Annotated in this window: 23 protein-coding genes; 4 read left to right on the top strand and 19 right to left on the bottom strand. The window is 59.6% G+C overall.

Annotated elements, in window-relative coordinates; genetic code table 11:
- Positions 1-70: 70 nt before the first annotated feature.
- Genes AC1RKG_RS08710 through AC1RKG_RS08685 form a run of 6 tightly spaced genes read right to left on the bottom strand, consistent with a single transcriptional unit; the run spans position 71 to position 7,362 of the window.
- Positions 71-1,189, bottom strand: coding sequence for an alkylhydroperoxidase domain protein (locus tag AC1RKG_RS08710; protein ID WP_493182744.1), 1,119 nt, complete (start codon positions 1,187-1,189; stop codon positions 71-73).
- Complete coding sequence (locus AC1RKG_RS08705) at positions 1,186-2,232, bottom strand: putative FMN-dependent luciferase-like monooxygenase (protein ID WP_493182742.1); 1,047 nt, start codon at positions 2,230-2,232, stop codon at positions 1,186-1,188. Before AC1RKG_RS08705 ends, AC1RKG_RS08710 begins: the two co-directional genes overlap by 4 nt.
- Complete coding sequence (locus AC1RKG_RS08700; protein WP_493182740.1) at positions 2,222-3,898, bottom strand: dipeptide ABC transporter ATP-binding protein; 1,677 nt, start codon at positions 3,896-3,898, stop codon at positions 2,222-2,224. Before AC1RKG_RS08700 ends, AC1RKG_RS08705 begins: the two co-directional genes overlap by 11 nt.
- Positions 3,895-4,785 (bottom strand): ABC transporter permease, encoded by an 891-nt coding sequence (locus AC1RKG_RS08695; RefSeq protein WP_115058480.1) that lies wholly within the window; start codon positions 4,783-4,785, stop codon positions 3,895-3,897. The genes AC1RKG_RS08700 and AC1RKG_RS08695 overlap by 4 nt, the downstream gene beginning before the upstream one ends.
- The gene (locus AC1RKG_RS08690; protein WP_046373137.1) at positions 4,782-5,726 is read right to left on the bottom strand and encodes an ABC transporter permease; all 945 of its coding nucleotides are present in this window, start codon (positions 5,724-5,726) and stop codon (positions 4,782-4,784) included. The genes AC1RKG_RS08695 and AC1RKG_RS08690 overlap by 4 nt, the downstream gene beginning before the upstream one ends.
- A gap of 10 nt (positions 5,727-5,736) precedes the next feature.
- Positions 5,737-7,362, bottom strand: a complete 1,626-nt coding sequence (locus AC1RKG_RS08685; protein ID WP_493182737.1) for a TIGR04028 family ABC transporter substrate-binding protein — start codon at positions 7,360-7,362, stop codon at positions 5,737-5,739.
- Positions 7,363-7,537: 175 nt separating this feature from the next.
- Here AC1RKG_RS08685 and AC1RKG_RS08680 point away from each other — a divergent pair, with 175 nt between their 5' ends.
- Positions 7,538-7,786: a hypothetical protein gene (locus AC1RKG_RS08680; protein ID WP_044552423.1), complete on the top strand. Its 249-nt coding sequence runs from the start codon at positions 7,538-7,540 to the stop codon at positions 7,784-7,786.
- A 16-nt stretch (positions 7,787-7,802) separates the two neighbouring features.
- On the opposite strand, the gene AC1RKG_RS08675 is transcribed toward AC1RKG_RS08680, so the two are convergent.
- Positions 7,803-8,432, bottom strand: a complete 630-nt coding sequence (locus tag AC1RKG_RS08675; protein ID WP_493182735.1) for an alanyl-tRNA editing protein — start codon at positions 8,430-8,432, stop codon at positions 7,803-7,805.
- Between the two features lie 84 nt (positions 8,433-8,516).
- Between AC1RKG_RS08675 and AC1RKG_RS08670 the strand changes: the two genes are divergently transcribed.
- Complete coding sequence (locus AC1RKG_RS08670; protein ID WP_020827703.1) at positions 8,517-9,452, top strand: LysR family transcriptional regulator; 936 nt, start codon at positions 8,517-8,519, stop codon at positions 9,450-9,452.
- On the opposite strand, the gene alkB is transcribed toward AC1RKG_RS08670, so the two are convergent.
- Positions 9,435-10,082: a DNA oxidative demethylase AlkB gene (alkB, locus tag AC1RKG_RS08665; protein WP_020827704.1), complete on the bottom strand. Its 648-nt coding sequence runs from the start codon at positions 10,080-10,082 to the stop codon at positions 9,435-9,437. The two genes, AC1RKG_RS08670 and alkB, sit on opposite strands and share 18 nt — an antisense overlap.
- A gap of 139 nt (positions 10,083-10,221) precedes the next feature.
- Here alkB and rarD point away from each other — a divergent pair, with 139 nt between their 5' ends.
- Positions 10,222-11,115, top strand: a complete 894-nt coding sequence (rarD, locus tag AC1RKG_RS08660; protein ID WP_122079838.1) for an EamA family transporter RarD — start codon at positions 10,222-10,224, stop codon at positions 11,113-11,115.
- 37 nt (positions 11,116-11,152) lie between these two features.
- Here rarD and AC1RKG_RS08655 read toward each other — a convergent pair whose 3' ends face one another.
- The 11 genes from AC1RKG_RS08655 to citC form a co-directional block, all read right to left on the bottom strand.
- Positions 11,153-11,848 carry a 4'-phosphopantetheinyl transferase family protein gene (locus tag AC1RKG_RS08655; RefSeq protein ID WP_273854377.1) on the bottom strand — a complete coding sequence of 232 codons (696 nt, stop codon included), beginning with the start codon at positions 11,846-11,848 and terminating at the stop codon, positions 11,153-11,155.
- A gap of 34 nt (positions 11,849-11,882) precedes the next feature.
- Complete coding sequence (locus tag AC1RKG_RS08650; protein WP_493182733.1) at positions 11,883-12,245, bottom strand: HepT-like ribonuclease domain-containing protein; 363 nt, start codon at positions 12,243-12,245, stop codon at positions 11,883-11,885.
- Positions 12,242-12,532, bottom strand: coding sequence for a nucleotidyltransferase family protein (locus tag AC1RKG_RS08645; RefSeq protein ID WP_142814853.1), 291 nt, complete (start codon positions 12,530-12,532; stop codon positions 12,242-12,244). The genes AC1RKG_RS08650 and AC1RKG_RS08645 overlap by 4 nt, the downstream gene beginning before the upstream one ends.
- 117 nt (positions 12,533-12,649) lie before the next feature.
- Positions 12,650-13,879, bottom strand: a complete 1,230-nt coding sequence (gene agp, locus AC1RKG_RS08640; RefSeq protein WP_048762545.1) for a bifunctional glucose-1-phosphatase/inositol phosphatase — start codon at positions 13,877-13,879, stop codon at positions 12,650-12,652.
- Positions 13,880-14,029: 150 nt separating this feature from the next.
- The gene (locus AC1RKG_RS08635) at positions 14,030-15,493 is read right to left on the bottom strand and encodes an anion permease (protein WP_493182731.1); all 1,464 of its coding nucleotides are present in this window, start codon (positions 15,491-15,493) and stop codon (positions 14,030-14,032) included.
- 39 nt (positions 15,494-15,532) lie between these two features.
- Positions 15,533-16,456, bottom strand: coding sequence for a triphosphoribosyl-dephospho-CoA synthase CitG (gene citG, locus AC1RKG_RS08630; protein WP_142816386.1), 924 nt, complete (start codon positions 16,454-16,456; stop codon positions 15,533-15,535).
- Positions 16,437-16,985, bottom strand: coding sequence for a citrate lyase holo-[acyl-carrier protein] synthase (gene citX / locus AC1RKG_RS08625; protein ID WP_493182729.1), 549 nt, complete (start codon positions 16,983-16,985; stop codon positions 16,437-16,439). The genes citG and citX overlap by 20 nt, the downstream gene beginning before the upstream one ends.
- Before the next feature lie 4 nt (positions 16,986-16,989).
- Positions 16,990-18,495, bottom strand: a complete 1,506-nt coding sequence (gene citF / locus AC1RKG_RS08620; protein ID WP_044552441.1) for a citrate lyase subunit alpha — start codon at positions 18,493-18,495, stop codon at positions 16,990-16,992.
- A complete protein-coding gene (gene citE / locus AC1RKG_RS08615) occupies positions 18,495-19,415 on the bottom strand; it encodes a citrate (pro-3S)-lyase subunit beta (RefSeq protein WP_020827712.1) in 921 nt (306 codons plus the stop codon). Before citE ends, citF begins: the two co-directional genes overlap by 1 nt.
- Positions 19,399-19,707: a citrate lyase acyl carrier protein gene (gene citD / locus AC1RKG_RS08610; RefSeq protein WP_142814851.1), complete on the bottom strand. Its 309-nt coding sequence runs from the start codon at positions 19,705-19,707 to the stop codon at positions 19,399-19,401. Before citD ends, citE begins: the two co-directional genes overlap by 17 nt.
- Complete coding sequence (citC, locus tag AC1RKG_RS08605) at positions 19,704-20,777, bottom strand: [citrate (pro-3S)-lyase] ligase (protein ID WP_020827714.1); 1,074 nt, start codon at positions 20,775-20,777, stop codon at positions 19,704-19,706. Before citC ends, citD begins: the two co-directional genes overlap by 4 nt.
- A gap of 331 nt (positions 20,778-21,108) precedes the next feature.
- Between citC and dpiA the strand changes: the two genes are divergently transcribed.
- A complete protein-coding gene (gene dpiA, locus AC1RKG_RS08600; RefSeq protein ID WP_046373127.1) occupies positions 21,109-21,795 on the top strand; it encodes a two-component response regulator DpiA in 687 nt (228 codons plus the stop codon).
- Positions 21,796-21,896: the final 101 nt, after the last annotated feature.

Below are 21,896 nucleotides of genomic sequence, written 5' to 3'. Positions count from 1 at the left end.
AATAATTATTCTTTAATTGCCTAGGGGCGCATACTTTCGCCCCATTAACGTGGATTGTGCTGAAGGTTGTTTATAGATCGTCGAAAGGCTCGCCGAGCGTCAACATCAGCCGATTGGCCCAGGCGAAGAACGCGGTCGATTGCACCAGATCCAGCAACGCCAGTTCGTCCAACCCTTGCTCGCGCAACGCCGCCAGATGCCCGGCATTGACCTGCGGCGGCGTGGCGGACAGCGCAGCGGCGAAGTCTATCTGCGTCCGCCACGGCTCCCGTTGCCCCTCGCTCAAAATGCCGCCCGGGGGCACATCCAGCAGCCGCTGTACCTCATCCGTTTGCTTGGACAACAGCGCCGCCTTGCGGGCATGCACCGAAGCGCAATAGATACAGCCATTCACCTTACTGGCCACCGTTGCCGCCAGCTCGCGATCCTTACGTTCCAACCCACCCGGCGTGTAGAAAATGGCGCGATCCGCCAACGTTCTCTGCTCCAGCACCGGATGGTTACGCGCCAGCAGGCGGAAATAATCCGAGTCGCTGTGCCCGAAGCGCGTCAAAAGCGCCTGGCCTTGCTCATCAAACTCTGCCAGCGGCTTGGCAGCAATCCAGGGCTCCCAACCCAGTTCCTGGCGGGTAAACACCGGTGGTGCGTGGCGGCCGCCAAGAGTCACGGATTCGGTACGCCACCCGCCAGCCCTGACGGGTGCTCCGCCGGAGCTTTCGAGTGGTTTTCCTTCAAGCTGCCGATAACCCGTCAGCAAGCGGCTCTGGAAACTAACAAAGGCGATCAGCTGCGACAGGGTGACGATAGCGTCCAGCGTCCAGCCGGCCTGTTGCAATGCCTGCAAATGCTGCGCGTCGGCGCTGGCGGGTTTGAACGCCAGTCTTTCGGCGTGATCGAACGCTGCCTGCAAATGCGGGCCAGGCTGAACGCCCCCCTCCTGCTGCAACAAGGTGCCGTAGTGTGCAGCAAGCAGTTTGTCCGCATGCCATTCGCTGATGCGCTGCGCGAGCTGCAACCGTTGCACGACGGGGAAATCGCCGGCATCAGCGGGGGAGAACAGCGCCAGATAGCTGGCCTGAATCGCATCTGTCGCCGCTTGTCGGGTAGCTCTGGCCTGAGCCAATGCAGAATTGGGGGCGATCTCTGCCAGCTCAGCCAGCAAATCTTTAGAGAGCAATGTTGCAGTCATACCTTTTCCTCAGCGTGATGTTCGTAGGAGACGGATGCGGGATTGCGGCGTTGCCAGCCCAGCTCCGGGGCAACGTGGCGGGCGATCAATTCAATAGAACGCAGGATGGTGGCGTGCGGCGGATCGATAGAGTGCACCTGGAATGCCAGATCGGTCACTCGCGCCAGCGCGCTGTCTTTTTGCAATGAAGCAATCACCTGCTCCGTGGTGCCAAGGTGCACGTCAAAAGCGCGGATCAACCCATCAAGCGACTCGTCGGACGGCCGGTGGCCACTGGCACGCAGGCGCTCAAGCCCACGGCTCAACCCTTTGGCGGCAAAGTCCCGCGCCTGTTGGCCGTGGTCGGTTACCAATGCGGTGCGCGATCCCATGATGCGCGGCGCAATGCCGGGCGGCAGCGCCGCCAGATAAGCGTCGATAATCGGGTTCTGCAATTCGTCCAGCGGCAAATCCGGCGCATCTGCCGGGCGCGGCTGAGTACGCGACAGCATCAGGCCGTCACCGGCCCGCCCGGCGCGCTCGCCGCCTTCCACCGAAAAGGTCGCCTGCCAGACCCGTTCGGCCAACTGCGGTGCCGCCGGATACAGGCGGTTATCTTCACCACCCAGGGCCTCACCGCGCCAGGCTCGCAGCAGGGTGCTGAAATTGTCGGCAAACACCGTGTGACGCTGTGCGGCGTCGAAACCGAAGGCGCTGAACGAAGAAGGCGTGCCGCCTGCAGCGATACCGACTTCCAACCTGCCGTCGGACAGCAGATCCAGCACCGCAGTGTCTTCGGCCACCCGAATCGCAGACTCCATCGGCAGCGTGATCACCCCGGTGCCGAGCCGGATATGGCGGGTTCGCGCCGCCACCTGCGCCAGAAACACCAGCGGTGAAGGCAGGCCGCCCTCGTCTTCATGAAAATGGTGCTGCGCCACCCAGGCGCTGTCAAAGCCGGCCCGTTCGGCATGCACGATCTGTTCGGTCGCCAGCCGATAACGCTGCTGCGCACTGCCCTGATCCAGCAGCCGGGTGAAAAAACCGAGTCTTTTACTGCTCATAGAATGCATCCTCAATCTGGGGCTGTTCGGCATAAAGCTGACGGCCGGGAATGGCTTCAATCAGCTGACGTGTGTAATCGCTGCCCGGCATGGCGAACAGCTCACCGGTCGCCCCGCTGTCCACCTGCACGCCGCGGTGCAACACCGAAACGCTGTGGGAAATCTGCCTGACCGTGGCCAGGTCGTGTGAGATAAATAAATAGGTCAGCCCCAATTCCTGCTGCAAATCCTGTAGCAACCGCAGGATCTGCGCCTGAACCGTGACATCCAATGCCGAAGTGGCTTCATCCAGCACCAGTACCCGCGGCTGCAGCACCAGCGCCCGGGCGATCGCCACCCGCTGTCGCTGGCCGCCGGAAAGTTCGCGAGGTTTACGGCTCAGCAATTCGTTCGGCAGCGCCACGCGTTCAAACAAATCTCGCACCCGGCGATAGCGCTCGGCCTGGGTCAGCGGCTCGAAATTCAGCAGCGGCTCTTCAATCACCTGATACAACGTCTGGGACGGATCGAGCGAACCGAATGGGTTCTGATACACCAGCTGAATGCGGCGGCGGAACTGGCGCAGCGCTTCGCCCTTCAAGCGCGTAAAGTCGACGCCGTCGATAATGATTTGCCCGGCGTCCGGCCGTTGGAAACCGAGCAGGCAGCGCGCCAATGTGGTTTTACCGGATCCGGACTCCCCCACCAGCGCATGGGTAGTGCCGCCAGGCACGCTGAACGACACCTGATCCAGCGCCCGATAAGTTTTGCCACCGCTACCGGCCAAGGGGAAATCTTTCACCAGTCCATTGACCTGGATCGCCAGCTCCTGCGTGCGGTGACCGGGTTGCGGCACCACTGCACGGCTCAATGAGGGCACGTCAGCAAACAGCCGGCGGGTATAGTCGCTGGCAGGGGCGCGCAGCACCTCGGCAGTCACTCCCTGCTCCTGTACCCGGCCATGGCGAAATACCAGCAGCCGATCGGCGCGTTCCGCCGCCACCGCCAGATCGTGGGTCACCAGCAGCACCGCAGTGCCAAACTCCTGCCGCAGTTCGTCGATCAGATCGAGAATGCGTTTTTGCACCGTGACATCCAGCGCACTGGTCGGCTCATCGGCGATAATCAACGCCGGTTGCAGCGCAATGGCAATGGCGATCAACACCCGCTGTTTCATGCCGCCGGAAAGCTCGTGCGGATACTGACGCGCCCGCAGCTCCGGATGCATCAAACCGACGCGGGTCAACAACGCCACCACCCGCTGCTGCAGCTGCTTGCGCGGCAGCCGACGGTGAATGTTGATGATCTCTGCCACCTGATCGCCAATGGTTTTCACCGGATTGAGTGAGCTGGAAGGATCTTGTGGGATCAAACTGATTTGCGCCCCGCGCACCGCATCCAGACGCTTTGATGACCAGTGGCTGATGTCGGTGCCGTTCAGCCGTATTGCCCCCTGCTCCAGGCGACCGTTTTCCGTCAGCAAACCAATGATTGCCTGCGCGGTGGTGGTTTTGCCGGAACCGGACTCGCCGACCAGCGCCACCACTTCCCCAGGCTGAATGGCAAACGACACCTGATGCACCACCCGCTGATTGCCAGCCGCGCCCTGATAGGCGATCGAAACCTGTTCCAGCTCCAGTACCGGTGGTGTGGCGCTCGCCCGTTGTAATGCGCTCTGAATACTCATACTGGCGTTCTCCCCAATGCGCGGCTGATGCGGTTGGCCGCCAGAACCACCGCCACGACCGCCAGCCCCGGGAAGGTGGTTAGCCACCAGGCGGTGGAAATATAGTTGCGCCCTTCGGCGATCAGCAGCCCCCACTCTGGCGTCGGCGGTGGCGTGCCGTAACCCAGGAAGCTCAAGGTAGCAATCGCCAGAATCGCGCTGCCGAACTGCAATGCCGAGAAGGCAATTACCGAGGTTAACGAGTTCGGCAAAATGTGCCGCCACAGCACCGCCCAGAAGGTACCGCCGCTGCCATAGGCCGCCTCGACGTAATCGCTGTGGCGTACCCGCACCACCTCGGCGCGCGCCAGGCGGGCAAAGTTCGCTACCGAGGTAATCCCCACGGCGATGGCGGCATTTACCGTGCCGAAGCCCAGCAAAATAATGATGCTCAACGACAGCAGCAGACCGGGAATCGACAGCAACACGTCGACAAGGCGCATCACCGCGTCATCCGCGATGCCGCCCACCGCACCGGCAATCAGCCCCAGCGCGGTGCCCAACAGCAGGCCTAAAGCGACCGCCACCAGCGCGGCGGACAGCGTCTGCGAAGCGCCATAAACAATGCGCGCATAGAGGTCGCGCCCCAGTTGATCGGTGCCCAACCAATGTTCGCCCCCCGGTGCCAAACGCTGCGCCCCGGCAATGCCTTCGGTGCCGCTGTAGGCCGTGAACAGCTGCGGTGCCAGCGCCCACAGCACCGCGATGGCAATCACCGCCCAGGCCAGCAACAGCGTCAGCGGTACACGACGGCGGCGCGGACGGTGCGTTGGCAAAGTGCCTTCGCTTTCCACCGCGCCCAGATCGCGCTCCGGCACGCTGGATTTCTCAAAGGAGATACTGCTCATACGGCGGCTCCTGTATGGGTTTTCAATCGCGGATCCAGCAGCGGGAACAGCAGATCCACCAGCAGATTGAGGGTGACGAAAGCGGCGGCGGAAATCACCACGATCGCTTGCAGCACCGCGACGTCCTGATTCAGTACCGCCTGCAAGGTGAGTTGCCCCAGCCCGCTGCGGCCAAACACGGTTTCGGTGATCAAGGCGCCGGCGATCAGTTCGCCGAGTAAAATACCGGCGATGGTCAGCACCGGCAGCATGGCGTTACGCGCCACGTGCCGCCACAGCACCCGGCTGCGGCTGGCGCCTTTGGCACGGGCCACGGCGACAAAGGGTTGGGTTTGTACCTGGTCGATACTGCGGATCAGGATCTGCGCCAGCGGGGCGGAAATCGGTATTGCCAGCGTCACAATCGGCAGGATCAGCCCTTCCCACTCCCCCGGATTGATCACCGGGATCAGCTTGAGCCGAAAAGAAAACAGCTGGATCAGCACAATGCCCAACCAAAAGGTCGGCACCGAGACAAACAGCGATGGCAGCGACTGCAGCAATGACCTCAGCCAGCCAAAGCGGGTCAAATTGGAGATAAAGGCCAACGCCAACGCCAGGATCAGCGCCAGCGAAAACCCCAATAGCGCCAGTTGCAACGTGGCGGGCAAGTTGGTGGCCAACAGCTCCGTCACCGGCACGCCGGCCTGAATGGAATAGCCGAGATCCCCGCGCAGCACGTTGCCCAGCGCATGCAGATACTGCTGCCACAGCGACACATCGGCGCCATAGGCCGCGCGCATATCGGCGATCTGCGCCGGGCTGAGGCCCATGTCCGGGTTCTGAAACTTAATCAGAATGGCATCACCCGGCAGCACCTGCAGTAAGATAAACGACAGGCTAAAGGTCGCCCACAGCACCAGCAGCGCCTGCCCGATACGCCGTGCCAGATATCGGCTCATCATGGTCTCCTCAGCGTTTTTCCAGCCATGCGCCGTAGAAACTCGGGCGGCCGACCGCTTCAAAACTTACGCCCTTGAGATAAGGCGCTCCGGCAAACACCTGCGGCTCTTCGAAGAACGGGATCACGTAGGCCTGATCGAGCAGGTAGTTTTGCGCTTCGCCGGCAATCTGCAGGCGTTTTTGGGCATCCACCTCTGAATCGATGCCCAGCAGCAGCGCGTTCAGCTTGTCATCTTTAAATGCGCTGTTTTTGCCCGTCCCGCCTTGCTGCAACAGCGCATCGCGGTTGGTCGGGTAGAACTGACTTTTAGTCACATCCGGATCGGCCCGTCCTACTTCCACCACCGCCGCCGGGGTTTTCTGCGGATCCAGGTTATCCGCCACCTTGCTGCCGGCGTCGCCCGCCAGAATGTTCAAGCGCGCGCCAACTTTGCCCCACTGCTGCGAAACCAGCTGTAGCACCGCCTTGTTCTGCGGTTGCGGCAGCGATTCATAAACGTTCAACAACAGTTTTTTGCCATCCTTCTCACGCAGACCGTCGCCGCCCTTCTTCCAGCCGGCTTCATCCAGCAGACGGTTAGCCAGATCCGGGTCGAATTTCAGTTTGGCGGAAAGATCGACAAAACCGGCGGCGGAAGAAGCAATCACCGATTTGGCCTGCGGATAGTTAACGGAGAACAGCGTCTCGACGATCTGCTTGCTGTCGGTGGCGTGCAGCAATGCCTGACGCACGCGCAGGTCGCTCACCAACGGGTTGTCCGGCCGGAAGGCCACGCTGTCATTGACGCCGCGCGTTGGGGCGGCGTAGATAGTGAAACCCTGATCCTGGGTTTGTTTCTCGTCATAGGCCTGGATCTGCCGAATAAAGTCCGCCTGCCCGGCCTGCAATGCGCCAATACGTACGCTGTCTTCGCCGGTCACGATCACCTTGATACCGTCCAGATTGGCGCGCCCCTGCTGCGTCAGCCTGGCCGGGCCCCAGCGGTAATCTTTGCGCACGCTGAGATCCACTTCGCGCCCCAGCGTTTCGGCACTGACCACGAATGGGCCGGAGCCGATGATATGGCGCGCGTCACCCAATTCGTCATAATTACGGTTTAAGGTGCTGAGAGAAACCAGCCCTGACCCTATGGTGGCAGTACCCTGCAGGAAACCCGGCGAAGAGCGCTTGAAGTAGAACTTCACGGTCAAGGGATCGATCACTTCACTGTGGTCATAGTTATTGATCACCTCGGAGACCGGCAGACGTTTCTCTTTGTTGCCCAGGCCATAGGTATCGAAGTTCTTCGCCACCGCGTTGGCGTCCAGCGGCGTACCGTCCGAGAAGGTCACGCCCGGCCGGAGCTTGAAGGTGTATTCGGTTTTGTCGGCATTACTGCTCCAGGATTCGGCGATCCACGGCTCAATCTCCAGCGTTTTGGGGTTCTGGTAGGTCAGCTTGTCGGTGATCTGGTTGAGGATGCCGCCGTTGGGGTAGAAGCCGCCGGAAGGCGGATAAAGGTTGGTGTGCGCCTGCTGTTCCAGGTAGATCAGCGTGCCGCCCTGCACCGACGCCAGCGCCGGAGTAGCCGCCACCGTCAAGCCCAATGCCACTGTTATTCCGCTGGTTAATCTATTGAAAGAGAACTTAAACATAGTGTGCCACGCCTTCTTTATTTCGGAATGTTATGGATTAGATAACAAACCAAATCGGCGGGGAGTTGAACGAACTAATTTCGCTAACCTATGGCGGAAAATGCACAAGGCAGCGACGGTTGGCAGAATGGGTGTTTTGTTATAACGTATCAGAAATCACATCGGGGAGACGAAAATGAAAATTCAGCTTTCGCTGTTGTTCCTTGGCCTGTTGGCCGGTCGGGCCGCCGCGTTTCAGTCCAAGGTGCCCGAGCCACAGCCTGAACAGGCGCGCGCAGCGGAAAACAGCCTGGAGAATATGTTTTACGGTTTTCACGCGATGGACGCGCAGGCGGTCAATATCGGTACCTGCGCCGCGCTGCCGCAGGCGGGATGCCAGTGCGCGTTCTGCACCATGCTGCGGCAGGCCGGGCCGGCGAAATAGCCACCCGGACGACGTTTTAATCTAGCGCGTACTGAACAATCAACTGGCCTTTTTTCACTTTGAGCGCCGTGATGTTTACCGCGCCCAGCTCCGCCAGCGAGGGCACATGGGTACCGCCGCAGCCATAGGTCGGCAGTTCGCCAAATCCCACCTGCCGCAGGCCGTCAACCGCCACCTGTCTGCGCAGAAGGTCTGCCGCAATCAGCCTTGCCAGCTCCGCCTGAAGAAAATCCTGATCCAGCGTTTGTGGCTCCGCGCCCGGAGTGAAAGTGATCCGCCCTTCGCCCGGCCAGTGGTGCGCCTTCACCGGTTGCCAGCCGCGGGTTTCCCCCAGCCAGCCGATCAGATGCCCGGCGGAGTGCCAACGGGTATGCAACCGCCGCTGTTCGCCATCAATCTGCACGCTCACCGGCCCGGCGGCCAACGGCTCGGCGGTGAAATGCAGCACCTTGTCGCCCTGCTGCGCCACGCGTAGCACCGGGATGCCGCCAAGCTTACCGCCGTCGGCCGGTTGTCCGCCGCCCTGCGGGTGAAACAATGTGGCGTCCAGCTCTATCGCGTATCCACCCTCTTCCATCGGGGTACAGGCCAGCACCTGCGCTGCGCCCTGTAATTCGTCGCTGTAATAATAAAGCCGTTCGGTCATGGTTTTTCTCCTGATTAGAGAGCCCATTATATTCATGCCATAATCAAAGGATAATCCGTCAATAACACAATGGACCTTTGCGCTGTGAGCACAAATCTCTCTCATTCGCTGCTGGCCGAAATGGCCGTGTTTGTCCAGGTGGTGGAGAGCGGCAGTTTTTCCGCCGCCGCCCGTCGACTGGGCACATCCCCCTCTGCCGCCAGCCGCAGCGTGGCTAAACTGGAACAGGCATTAGCATTGCAACTGCTACACCGCACCACGCGCAAATTGCGGCTAAGCGAACAGGGCGAAGAAGTATTTCAACGCTGCCGCAGTATGCTGGACGCCGCGCACTCGGTGATGGAGTTCAGCGGGCGCGGTGCAGTAGAGCCTGAAGGGTTGGTCAGCGTCAGCGTGCCCAAGGCGGTAGGGCGCTATGTGCTGCACCCGCATATACCGGCGTTTTTACGCCGCTATCCCAAAGTCGACGTTCGCCTGCGGCTGGAAGACCGCTATATGGATTTGATTGATGATCGGGTCGATCTGGCACTGCGCATCACCGAACGCCCTTCCCCTGGGCTGATTGGCCGCCAACTGATGACCATCGACCACCTGCTGTGCGCCACACCGGCTTATCTGGCACAGCAGGGAACGCCGCGGCATCCGCAGGATTTGGCGCAGCACAGCTGCATTTATCTGGGTGAAACACCGAACGACGCCCGTTGGAAATTCCGCCAGGCCGGGAAAACGGTGACGGTCAACGTACGTGGGCGCTACGCCGCCAACCATACCGGCGTAAGGCTGGATGCGGTGAAACAGCACATTGGCATTGGCAGCCTGCCGTACTTTACCGCCCGTCAGGCGCTGGACGACGGCGAAGTGGTGCAGGTGCTGCCGCAATGGGACTTCCTCAGCAGTTACCACGGCGGGCTGTGGTTGCTGTATGCCCCCAATCAGTACCTGCCGCCCAAGCTGCGGGTGTTTATCGACTATCTGGTGGCCTGCCTGGCGAAAGAGCCGCAGCTAAAGCGCCTTGCGTAAGGTGATATTGATACGGTGCGGCCCCACCAGCGAATGGTAGCCTTCCTTGATCGGCATAATGCCGTGAAAACACAGCCGCGACGGGCCGCCCCACACCACCACGTCGCCGTGCGCCAAAGGAATGCGCTGGGCCCGATCGCTACGTTGCATGCCGCCGAACTGGAATACCGCCGGCAGCCCGAGGGAAACGGAAACGATCGGCGAGCCGAAATCATGCTCGTCTTTGTCCTGATGCAATGACAGCTTGCTGCCCGGATCGTAGCGGTTCATCAGGCAGGAATCCGGTACAAACGGGGCAAAGCCCGCCTGCTGTGCCGCTTCATCCGCCAGCGCCATCAGGATATCCGGGATCGGCGGCCAACGTTTGCCGCTGCGCGAATCGCGCTCCGAATAGCGGTAACCGCGGCTGTCGCTGCTCCAGCCGTTACCGCACCAGCTCATCGCCACCGACATCACATGACCGCCCGGCGTAGTCATGTGCCGCCAGGGCACCTGAGCAATCACCCCATGCACCGCCGCCAGCAGTTCTGGGCCGTGATCGCGCACAAAACCGTGCATCACCACCGCGCCTGGCGCAATCTGTTCCCGCCACGGCGGCGGCACGGAGTCTTCAAAAAGATCGAGGGTCATGACAAAACACCTGTATTAATACACAGTATTTATTTTAACTTGCCGTTGGCGATTGTCCAGCCTGATGCGCCGCATTGTTGTTAGCGCTACACTTCTCTAGAGTAGCGGCAATAAAATCAATAACTTTTCAGGATCGCATGTGATTAAAGGGATCGTTCTTTCCGTCATCGCCTCGGTATTGTTCGGCGTGATGTATTACTACACCTCTACCCTGACCCCGCTTGACGGCGAGCAAGTCTTTGGCTGGCGTACTCTGCTGACGGTGCCGTTTTTGACGCTGTTTATGGTGCTTTCCGCCGACTGGCGCAAGGTCAGCGAGACCTTGAGTTGGATAAAACAGCGGCCGCGCCGCCTGCTGTTTCTGCCGCTGAGTTCGGCGCTGCTGGGGGTTCAGCTCTGGCTGTTTCTCTGGGCACCGCTGCACGGCAAGGCGTTGGAGGTATCGCTCGGCTATTTCCTGCTGCCGCTGACCATGGTGCTGGCAGGACGCCTGATCTTCCGCGATCGCCTTTCGCTGCTGCAAAAACTGGCGGTCAGCTGCGCCATTATCGGCGTCGGCAACGAGTTGTATCAGGTCGGCGGCGTGTCCTGGACCACCTTGCTGGTGGCGCTGGGCTACCCGGTGTACTTTATCCTGCGTCGCCGTTTCGGCACCGACAACCTGGGTGGCTTGTGGTGTGAGCTAACGCTGATGCTGCCGGTCGCCGCCTGGTTCGCTTTCGGGGGCAACGGGCCACTGGCGGCGTTGAGCATCAGCCCGGCACTTTATTGGCAAATCCCGCTGTTGGGGGTGATCAGCGCCGCTGCGCTGGTGTGCTATATCCTGGCCAGCCGTCTGCTGCCGTTCAGCCTGTTCGGCCTGCTGAGCTATGTGGAGCCGGTGCTGTTGGTGGTGGTGGCCTTGCTGCTTGGCGAGAGTATCGGCCGGGATGAATGGCTGACCTATATTCCTATCTGGCTGGCGGTGCTGCTGTTGGTGTCGGAAGGGGCCAGCCACCTGCTGCGCCGCAGGCGAATCCACCGGAAAATGTGACAGTGCAACGCCGAATTCTTGGCTTTATTTTATTGATTTATAAATAAATAAAAGTTGTGACATCGTCACCTTGTTGCCAGTAACGGCCGCAGAAACGGCGACCTGCATGGCACTGCGGCGTAAGGGTTTTGAGCAGTTCCAATTCGAACGTCTGTCGTTGCGTATCCAGCGTGACCAGGCGTGCGTCAAGAAAGTCAAAATAGCAGCGCACCTGCGGATATAGCGCTTTGAACAGGCTCTCTTTGGCGGAAAAGGCCAAGGTCAGCAGGTGGTTAAATGGCTGTAAATGAGCGTGCAGTTGGGCAGATTCCGCCTCGCTAACGATCGCTCGCTGCAGCTCCTCCGCACGCGCGGCGGGAATGAGCGTTTCAACGTCCAGCCCCACGCCGCCCACCCCGGTTTCCGGATGCACCGCGCAAAGCGCTGTGCCTGCATTATGACTGAGCGCACCGGCGATACCCTGCGGCCACTGCGGTGCCCGGTCTTCGCCGCGCAACAGCGTGAAATCCGCAAAACCCAGCGGTGCCAACAAGGTCCGCGCCAGATAACGCCCGGCCAGATATTCCGCCCGCCGCTTTGGAACCGCACGCGCCAGATGTTCGGGGAGCGCCATGCCAATGGCAGCGAAACAGTCATCCTGGTAGTGCGCCACAGAAAAGCGGCAACGGGCAACCTGCCCCGGGTAATCGTCCAGGTTCAACCGTTCAAAGGTGGGAATAAAAGAAGAGAACACGGGTTGTCCCTATTGGGTGTGCTGCAATGACACTTCAGTTTTTGCCTTCGGCATCACGACATAAAGCTTGCAGTTGAATCAATAACTCAGGTAGCGCTGTTTGCACCGTAGCCCAAACAACATCGAGGTTGATATCGAAATAACCATGTGCGATTCGATTACGCATGCCCCGCATACTACGCCACGGCACTTCAGGGTGTTGCTGAGTGAATTGCTCGTTATTGTCCATCACTTTAGAGGCAGCTTCACCTATGATAATCAAACTCATTATTACTGCTTGTTGAGTGCGTTTATCATCGAGAAAGTCCACCTGGCATACACCTTCAACAAAACTGCAAGCATCTGACGCCGCCTGCATCATATGATCCAGGTAATCCCCAAGACGGTTGTCTTTCATACGGGTTGCGCCTCGGCAAGCACCTTGGCCCTAAATTTGAACGGTAAATCGGCGGGCGTTAAGAGATCAACCTGAATGCCCAACAAAGTCTCTAGCTCTGCCTGTAAGCCCCCCAAGTCGAACATCGTTGCGCCAGGCAACGCGTCTACCAGCAAATCGAGATCGCTACCGTCATCATCAGTTCCATGCAGTACCGAGCCAAATACCCGAGGATTTGCCGAACGAAACTGCCCCACCATTTCGCGAACGGCTTGGCGTTTTTCAGCAAGTACGATGGATGGCCGCATTGGTTAGCTCTCCCAGACAGGACTTATTGAAATGCTAGGTGATCCTCGGAGGGGTTTCAAGCCTAATCATTCTTGCCCTTGCCTCTCCCCCGTTACTGAGGGAGAGGCACGACGGGATTACAGAATCCCTTTCATGGTTTTTTCGAAGTCGCTCCAGGCGCAGTAGCCCTGCTTATCGATTGGGCAGCCTTTTAACGCCATCGTCACGCGCTGTGGCGGGGTTTTCAGCGTTAGCGGAGTGGCATTGCGCAACTGGTCGGTGGATTGATACACGTACTCGATTTTCAGCAAATCGCGATCGTTTTTCTTATCGTGCCAGCGCTGGAACACCAGCTTGCCGCCAATCGGCGTTTTCTCATATTGATGCGGCAGTTGGTACGGCTTGAACTCCATCGCCGACAGCAGCGAGGCAATGTTGGAGTCGTGACCCACCAGCACCGTTACCTTCGGCGAATCCGGCTTGCGTTCGCCAATCAATGCGCCGTTGATATACGTCAGCAGCGGTTTGGCCACGTTTTGCGCCACTACCGGCGAGGTAAACAGCGAATCCTGATAGCCGTCCTTCAGCTGCGCCAACTGTTTCCACTGCTGTGGCGTGGTGATTTTGCCCCAGGCCACGTCCTTCATCGGGAAGCCTTCGTAATATTGCAGCATAAAGGCGTCCACCAGCGAGTTCCCTACCCGCAGCGGCCCGGCCACACCCGGCTCTTTGCCCGGCACCGCGCTCATTTTGCTGGCTTCTTTGGTCAGATCGCAGTGCTTGTCGGTTTTACAGGCGCTGGAATCTTTGTAATCGATGATTTTTTCTAATTGCTTGTAGGAGGCGTCCAGCTTCAACGAGGCCAGTTCGGCGTTCATTGCCCCCAGAGCCTGCTGATTGAAAGCTTCGCTGTTGTCAGTGATGATCGGGTTAAAGGTGGGATCCATCTCCCCCATTTTGTCCTGATGATGCACGCTGACGTCACAACCGGGGAAAGCACCGTTGGTAAAGAACTGCGCGGTCGCCACCGTGCGTTGCAAACTGTTGGCATAGACGTAAACGCTGCCGGCGGTCGGGCAGCCTTCCTGCGGCAATACTCCGGTTTGCTTGAGCCACGCATTGAAGTAGTGGCCCATATACACTTCCAGCACCCCGCCCTTGGTGGTCAGCAGACCACCCGGCGTGTCCCAGGCCGGCCAGGCTTTAGGGGTGGACTGCGCCAATACGCTGCCGTTGTTGGCCAGCGGCGCACGCAGGTTATGGCGGCTCATCACCAGCACCTGATCCAATTGATAGTCGTTGGTTTCCGCCAAGGCAGTCCCGGTCATAAATAACGGCAAGCACAGCAATAAAGTTTTTCTTTTCATCCGCAGAGGCTCCAGGATTGTGATTATTTTTAATGTGTTAGCTATTGCTTCGCTATCATGGAGAGGTTAACGCCGAAAGTGTGTGATGAGCATCACAGGGAAAGGTCTGCTCAGCGGCCCTTCGCCGAGGGCCGCTGATAATTTAGAAAATCACATCCACAAACGCATGATCGGCCAGCCGATCAACAACAGCGCGGCGATGTACACCACGCCCAGAATACCGCCCATCCGCCAGTAGTCTTTCGACTTCACGTAGCCACAGCCGTAGATGATAACCCCAGGACCGGTGGCGTACGGCGTCAGCACGCCCATGATGCCGATCGACAGCACCAGCAGCATCGACAGCTGCTCCATAGGCACGCCCGGCAGGCCTTTACCGACGGCAAGGATCACCGGCAGCAGGGTTGCCGTGTGCGCCGACAGGCTGGCGAACAGGTAGTGAGCGAAGTAGAACACCAGGACCAGCGCCACGACCGTCATATTCGGCGAGAATCCGTCCAGATGGGTGCTCATGGTCAGCGCGAACCAGTCGATAAAACCGGAGCGCGTCAGGCCGTTGGCCATCACCACCAGCGTCGCCAGGTTCACCAAGGTGTTCCAGGCGCTGGAGTATTTGGTGATGTCCTTCCACGACACTACGTGCAAGGCCAGCATCAGCGATACCGCCAACAAACAGACCGTGGTGGCATCCAATATCTTGCCGCCAAACACCCACAGACACAGGCTGAGCAGCACCAGGCCAATCAGCGTGTACTCCTTGCGCGTCAGCTTGCCCATTTCCCCCAGCGCGCTATTGGCCCAGGAAGCGACTTCGCTGCTGTGCGTAACGCCCGGTTTGTACAGGTAATAGGAAATCAACGGCGCAATCACCAGCAGCAGCAGACCGACCGGCAGGAAGGCCAGGAACCACTGCATCCAGCTGATATGCACGCCGGCGATTTTGCTGACGAACTCGATACCCAGCACGTTAGGCGCGGCGCCGGTGACAAACATCGAGGAGCTGATGCTGGTCCCGACCACCATCATCCACATCAGGTAACCGCCGATGCGCCGTGAGGAGGGATCGTTGGGGAAGGAATCAAACAGCGGCGGCAGGTTTTTCACCACCGGGAACACGGTGCCGCCGGTACGGGCGGTGTTGGACGGGGTAAAAGGCGCCAGCAGGATGTCGATGATCACCACCGCATAACCGAGCGTCAGGGTACGCTTGCCCATAAACTTCACCAAAAACAGCGCAATGCGTCGCCCCAGCCCGGTGGCTTCGTAGCCGAGCGCAAAGATAAATGCGCCGAACACCAGCCAGACGGTGGTGCTGGAGAATCCGGCCAGCCCCCATTTCAGCGCCTCTTTACCGGCCTTGAAGCCCGGCTCCGCTAATTCCTGCGCCCCGAACAGCACCCAGTTGGCGCTCAGCACGCTGAGGGTCACGGCGATAAAGCTGATCGCCGTCGCCGGGATCGGCTCCAGGATCATGCCGACAATCATCGCCACAAAAATGGCGAAGTAGCGCCAGGCCTGCGGCGGCATGCCGTCGGGCGTGGGTATCCAGAGCAGGATCGCCAGCACCAACAGCGGCACCAGCGCTTTCCAGATTTTTTCCTTGGTTTCGGACATAAGTTTCTCCTGAAGACGGGTTATTTTTTTAGCTATGCCCTAGGGATTCCAAGTTGTGGCTTGAAAGGCGGCGGGCTTAGTGGAATTCGGTAATTGCGCCAGCAGCCAGGTGACGATCAACAGATCGGCACTGCCACCTGGGCTGAGATTGCGGTGAATGCACTCGGCGTCGAACTGCCGCAGGCGTGCTATGCCCTGCTTGCCCTGGGCTCCCCCCTGCGCAAGCAGTTCGCCGGCACGCCGCTGCAACCAACGCAGGCCTTCGAGACCGCCGCGTGAGGCGACGTTGGTGTCATCGTTGTTGGCCATTAGCCACAGCAGGCTGTCCATCAGCGCCGTTTGCTCATCGCACCCGTCGTTCAGCCGTTGCAGGTACAGCGGCAGCGCACCGTTAATCACCCGCTCGAAGCCGGACTCTGCCTCGCCGCGCGCGCCGCTCAGGCCGTGTTGGGCAAACAGCCTTTGGCCGGCGGTCTGCAACGCATTGCGCTGTTGCAGCTCGCGTGCCACCAGCCCACGACACATCGACGCCACTTCGGCGCACAGCGTGGCGGCGTCAATAGGTTGCGGCCTCTGGGACAGGCGACCGAAAGCGGTGCACAGCAGACCGAGGGAAAATACGCTGCCTTTATGGGTGTTGACGCCACCGGTGGCCTGGAACATGTGGTTTTCGCAGGCCAGCCCCAGCGGACGCAGCCTGACCAACTGCTCGGCAGCCGGGCAACGGGCGTCTTCCTGCCCCTGACGGACAAAGCGCGGCAACCAGATGCCGATAGCGCGGGCGCTGCGGTAAAAATGACCGATGTTCATGTCCCGGTGGGCACCGTTGTTGTGGCGATCCACCAGCCCCGGTTTGGGCGTCAGGTTCACTTCGACCAACAGGGCGCGGTAGGCGGCATGGGCAAAGCCACTGACCGGCGCCGATGGGCTACACCGGGCGAGTTCAACGGGTTGAGAGCGCATCATTGAGCATCCTTTCCATTTCCTGCAGCAGCTGTTCGCTGCTGTGTCGCCGCTGACGGGCGCAGATTTTGGCCGGCTGGCTGCACAGCAGGCAGCGGCGCTCCGCCAGCCCCAGATCGCGGCGCGATAAAATACGGCCCTCGGGATCCAGCACGTCGATATCCCACAGCCGACCTATCGGCTGCTGAACCTCCAACTGCATGGCGCAGTCTTTCACCCGTTGGGCATCGGCCTGCAGCGCCATAAACCCTTCGCAACCGGTGGAAAGCGCCAGCGCTTCCGCCTGCAGGCAGTGCCAGTTTTGCGCATGCCCCATTTGCTGCAGTGCCTGCCAGCCGAGGTTGAAGATGTTGCGGGTCAGGGCACTGTCTTTTACCGCACCGGGCACCACCAGCGTCAGCACCAGCAGCGTGGAAGCGTGCTGAGCCTGCCACGCCTGCTGCCGTGCCTGGCGGCACTCGCGGCTGGTCAGCAGTTCCGGCAGGCTGACGGCGCGGTTGGCGGCCAGTTCAGGAGGGACGCAGGTCATCACGTTACTCCGCCACCTGATGCACCACGTCGATCACCGAACCGTCGCGATAACGCACGACCGCCACCACTTTGTCGGTGAAGGCGATCGGCTGCGGTTCGCCGGTCAGCAACAGCGCACGCTGGCGTAGCCAGTCGATGCCAACCACCGGCAGCCCGGCCTCTTGCAGCCGCTGCGCCAACTCCGGCCGCGCCGGGTTAACGGCAATACCGTGATCGGTAACCAAAATGTCGATGCTGGAGCCCGGCGTGACGCAGGTGGTCACCTGCTCGACCAGCGTTGGAATGCGCCCGCGCACTAGCGGTGCGACGATGATCGCCAACCGTGCCGCCGCGGCGGTGTCGCAGTGACCGCCAGAAGCCCCGCGCAGCACGCCGTCGGAACCGGTCAGCACGTTGACGTTGAAGCCGGTATCGATTTCCAGTGCGCTTAGCACCACCACGTCAAGCCGGTCGACCGAAGCGCCCTTCGAACTGAAGTTGGCATACTGATTGGCGCTGATTTCAATGTGGTTGGGATTGCGCGCCAACGACATCGCCGCCGCACGGTCAAAACTCTGCACGTCCAGCAGGCGAGCAATCAGCCCTTTTTCATGCAGATCCACCATGGTTGAGGTAATGCCGCCGAGGGCGAAACCGGCGCGAACGCCACGCGCGCGCATTTTGTCTTCCAGAAAACGCGTCACCGCCAACGAAGCCCCACCGGTGCCGGTTTGCAGCGAGAAACCTTCGGTAAAGAAGCCGGAACCGGCAATCACTTCGGCGGCGCGGCGGGCAATCAGTAATTCACGCGGGTTAGAGGTCATGCGGGTGGCATCGGCACCGATCTTGTCGGCGTCCCCCACTCGCTCGAGTTGAACAATCAGATCGACCCGATCCTGCGCCAGGCTGGCCGGATGATGCGGATAAGGCAGGATCGCTTCGGTCAGCAACACCACGGTGCCTGCGGTATCGGCATCCACTTTGGCGTAGCCCAACGAACCGCAGCAGGCTTCGCCGCTGTAGCCGTTGGCATTGCCAAATTCGTCGCAGGCCGGAACCCCGAGGAAAGCGACGTCTATCGCCAGTTCACCGGACTCGATCAGGTTGACGCGGCCACCGTGGGAGTGAATTTGTACCGGTTCGGCCAGCAGGCCGCGTGAGATGGCATCCGCCAGCGGGCCGCGCAGGCCGGAGGTGTAAATGCGGCTCACCACCCCGTTGCGGATATGGCCGACCAGCGGCGCATGGCATTCGCTCAGCGAGCTGGAGGCCAGCGTCAGGTTGCGGAACCCCATCGCCGCCAGCGTTTCCATCACCTGATTCAGCGCCAGATCGCCGCCGCGAAACGCATGGTGGAAAGAGATGGTCATTCCGTCCTGCAAACCGCTGCGGCGTACCGCCTGTTCCAGCGTATCGCAGCGTTTGATATCGCGCGGCTTGCGCGCCTGCAGGTTGGCCTTGGAGGCATCCTGATAGCAGCGCAGGTCCGCCAGGTTGTTTAGGGTCATCAGTCGTTGTTGGCGTTTCATTATGCTTCCTCTCCGTGCTGAACCGACGCTTCGCGGATGCCGGAAAGCGCTGCGCGTTGCAATACCAGCCGCGCGCGTTCAATCACCGGGCTGTCGACCATCTTGCCGTTGAGCGACACTACCCCGCGCCCTTCCTGCTCAGCCGCTGCCGCGGCATCCACCACCCGCTGGGCGTGAGCCACTTCTTTGGCGGTTGGCGCATACAGGTTGTGCAGCAGTTCAATTTGCCGTGGGTTAATCAGGGATTTGCCGTCGAAACCGAGCTGTTTGATCAGCGCCGCTTCCTGCAGGAAGCCGGTTTCGTTATTGGCATCGGAATACACGGTGTCGAACGCCTGAATGCCCGCGGCACGCGCCGCCTGTAATATCGAGCAACGCGCAAACAGCAGCTCAATACCCTCCGGCGAACGTTCGGTACGCAGGTTGCGCACGTAGTCTTCCGCGCCGAGCGCGATGCCGATCAATCGCGGTGAGGCATGGGCGATGGCGACCGCCTGGGTGATCCCCGCCGCCGACTCAATCGCCGCCAGCAGGCCGGTACTGCCCACCGGACGCCCGCAGTCGGCTTCGATGGCGGCAATTTCGCGATCCATATCCACCACGTCCTGCGCGCTGTCGGTTTTCGGCAGGCGCACGATGTCCGCCCCGCCGCGCACTACCGCCTGCAGATCCGCCAGCCCGTAGGCGGAATCCAGCGCGTTGACGCGCACAATGGTTTCCACTTCCTGATACAGCGGGTGTTGCAACGCGTGATACACCAACCGCCGCGCGGCGTCTTTTTCGCGCAGGATCACCGAGTCTTCCAGATCGAACATCAGCGCATCGGCCTGATAGATAAAGGCGTTGCTCACCATGGCCGCATTGGCACCGGGCACGAACAGCATGCTGCGGCGCAGACGGTGTTTATTCAGCGTTTTCATGATGCGCCCCCCATGGCTGTAGGCCGTTGTCGCTGGCGCGCATCAGCGCGGTTTCCAGCCGGGCCCGCAGCACGCAGTCGAGCGCGCCTTTGTCGTCGACCATCACCTGCACCGGCTCCACCTGATAACGTTGCAGCACCTCCAGCAACGTTTGGCGGATGGCTTCGCCGAACTGTTTCTCTACGCTGCTGGCGATCAGCAGATCGTGTTCCGGCCCCTCGGCGGGGGCGATGCGCACCATGACATCGCTGGATTCCAGCGTGCCGGCCATTGCTTCTCGGATAATTTTCATCTTTCACCTGATTGTGCGGATTCAAAGGGGTGTGCCGCCGGCTTGGCCCGGCGCTGCGTTTGCAAATCTTGCAGGTAATACAGGGTGTCCGGCGGCACCAGCGGCGCGGCGGCGTGAAAGTCCCCGGCGGCCAGCAGCTTGCGCACCCAGGAGGCGGAGATCGCCGTGCCCTGATATTGCAAACGTTCGATTTCCACCAGCGCGATCGGCGGGCTGGGTAGCGCAGGGGTTTCCAGCCAATAACGCATATCGCGGTTGTACTTGGCGGTGACCGCGCAGAAAGGCTCGTTGCCGACGAAGCGGTGGGTAATGCCCAACGCGGGCGCCAGATACTGGCGGAAGATCTTCAGATCGATTTCGGTGTAGCAGTCGTCGGCAATACCTTGATCTTTAATGAAGTAACAGGGGAAGGTGGCGCGTGAAATGACGTATTGCGACCCTTCGTGCACCGTCAGGTTAGGAATGTCTGCGGTGCCCGCCAGCACCAGCCGCCGCCGATCTTCATAGCTGAAGCGCGAGGTATTTTCCTTGACCAAAAACAGGTGCAGCCAGTCGCATTGCGCAGCGGCCTGGCGCACCAGGTATTGGTGGCCGCGGGTAAAGGGGTTGGCGTTCATCACGATACTGCCGATGGTGGTGCCCGGCCGGCGCTGGCCCGCTAACTGAGCGGCATAGCGTTTAAGCCGGCACGGGCTGTTTTCCATCAGCACCACGATGCCCGGTACCCGGGCGATGGGGTAGAAACCGCATTGCTGGAACAGCGGCTCATTTTGGATTTTGGTGTAGATAAACAGCTGGGTGTGATGGCGTTCATAAGCCAGATTCACCAGCTCCGTTGCCAACGTCAGCCCCAAACCTTCGCCGCGCATTTGCGGGCTGATGGCGACGCATTTGATAATATTGTCGGCAATGCCGCCGCAGGCGACCAACTTATCGTTTTGCGTCACGGTAATAAATATTTCAACCGTGGTGTCAATATTCAGATCGTTACTGCGCAGGAAAGCATTAATCTGCGCGATACTTTTATGATCGGACCTTTTGACTCGATTAAATAGGGTGTCGCCCAACATAACACGCTCTCTGGGTTAACTATTAAATAACAAAATAAATACAAAAAAGAGTGTCAGTTAACATTTATCACAGGAATTAAAACCTTAAAAACCATGGAGATAAATCCAACAAGGACACTTAATGAAACAATGGTAAACAGAAAAAAATAGCGAATTATTGACCTATTTCACAAACCCCTTTCGGTTAATAAGTTATTTAATGTTCTTTATTTACTTAATTATTTTTATGGTGTTTATTATTGAGATAATCTTTATTTTACGCGGCAATTAACTTACATTTTCGTAGCATATTGATCGCAATCTGCAAGACGACGGGGAGACGGGATTCACTATGGAATGGCTGAATATACTGATCGTCGAAGACGAAACGCCGCTGGCAGAAATGCACGCGGAATTTATCCGGCAAAACGGCGGCTGCCGACAAATCTGGTTGGCGGGTACCCTGGCGCAGGCCCGTACCATGGTCGAGCGCTTCAAGCCGGATCTGATCCTGCTGGATAACTTCCTGCCCGACGGCCAGGGCATTGAGCTGCTGCGCGAACTGACGCTGAGCGGTTATGCCGGCGGTATCGTCTTTATCACCGCCGCCAGCGACATGGATACCGTGGCCGAAGCTCTGCGCTACGGGGTGTTCGATTACCTGATCAAACCGCTGGCCTATGATCGGCTGGCCCACACGCTATTGCGTTTCAGCCAGCGGCACCAGGCGCTGAAGGATAAGGCACACCTTAACCAGCGCCGCATTGATCAGATGTTCAATACCTACGCCCGCGGCGAGCCTATGGCGACATTGCCGGCAGGCATCGATGAGCTGACGCTGGTTAAAATACGCGGGCTGTTCGAACAGCCCTCGGCCAGCCACACCGCTGAAAGCGTTGCGCAACAGATGGGTTTAAGCCGCACCACGGCACGCCGTTATCTGGAGTTTTGTACCGCCGCCCAGCAGCTGCGCGCCGAAATCATTTACGGCAAGGTAGGCCGTCCGCAGCGGATTTACCGGCCTGCTCAGCCAGAATAAGCGGTTATTTGATCGCCCCTGCAAGCTTGAATGTAACCGCTTTACTTTTTGGGTTCTCCTCAGCATCTTATTCGGCATGATGCCCCTCTACTCTGCCGACA

Source organism: Serratia sp. GW822-FHT06D09 (assembly GCF_058799515.1).
The sequence above is the reverse complement of the archived record's forward strand: the minus strand, read 5'-3'. Positions and strand labels throughout refer to the sequence as shown.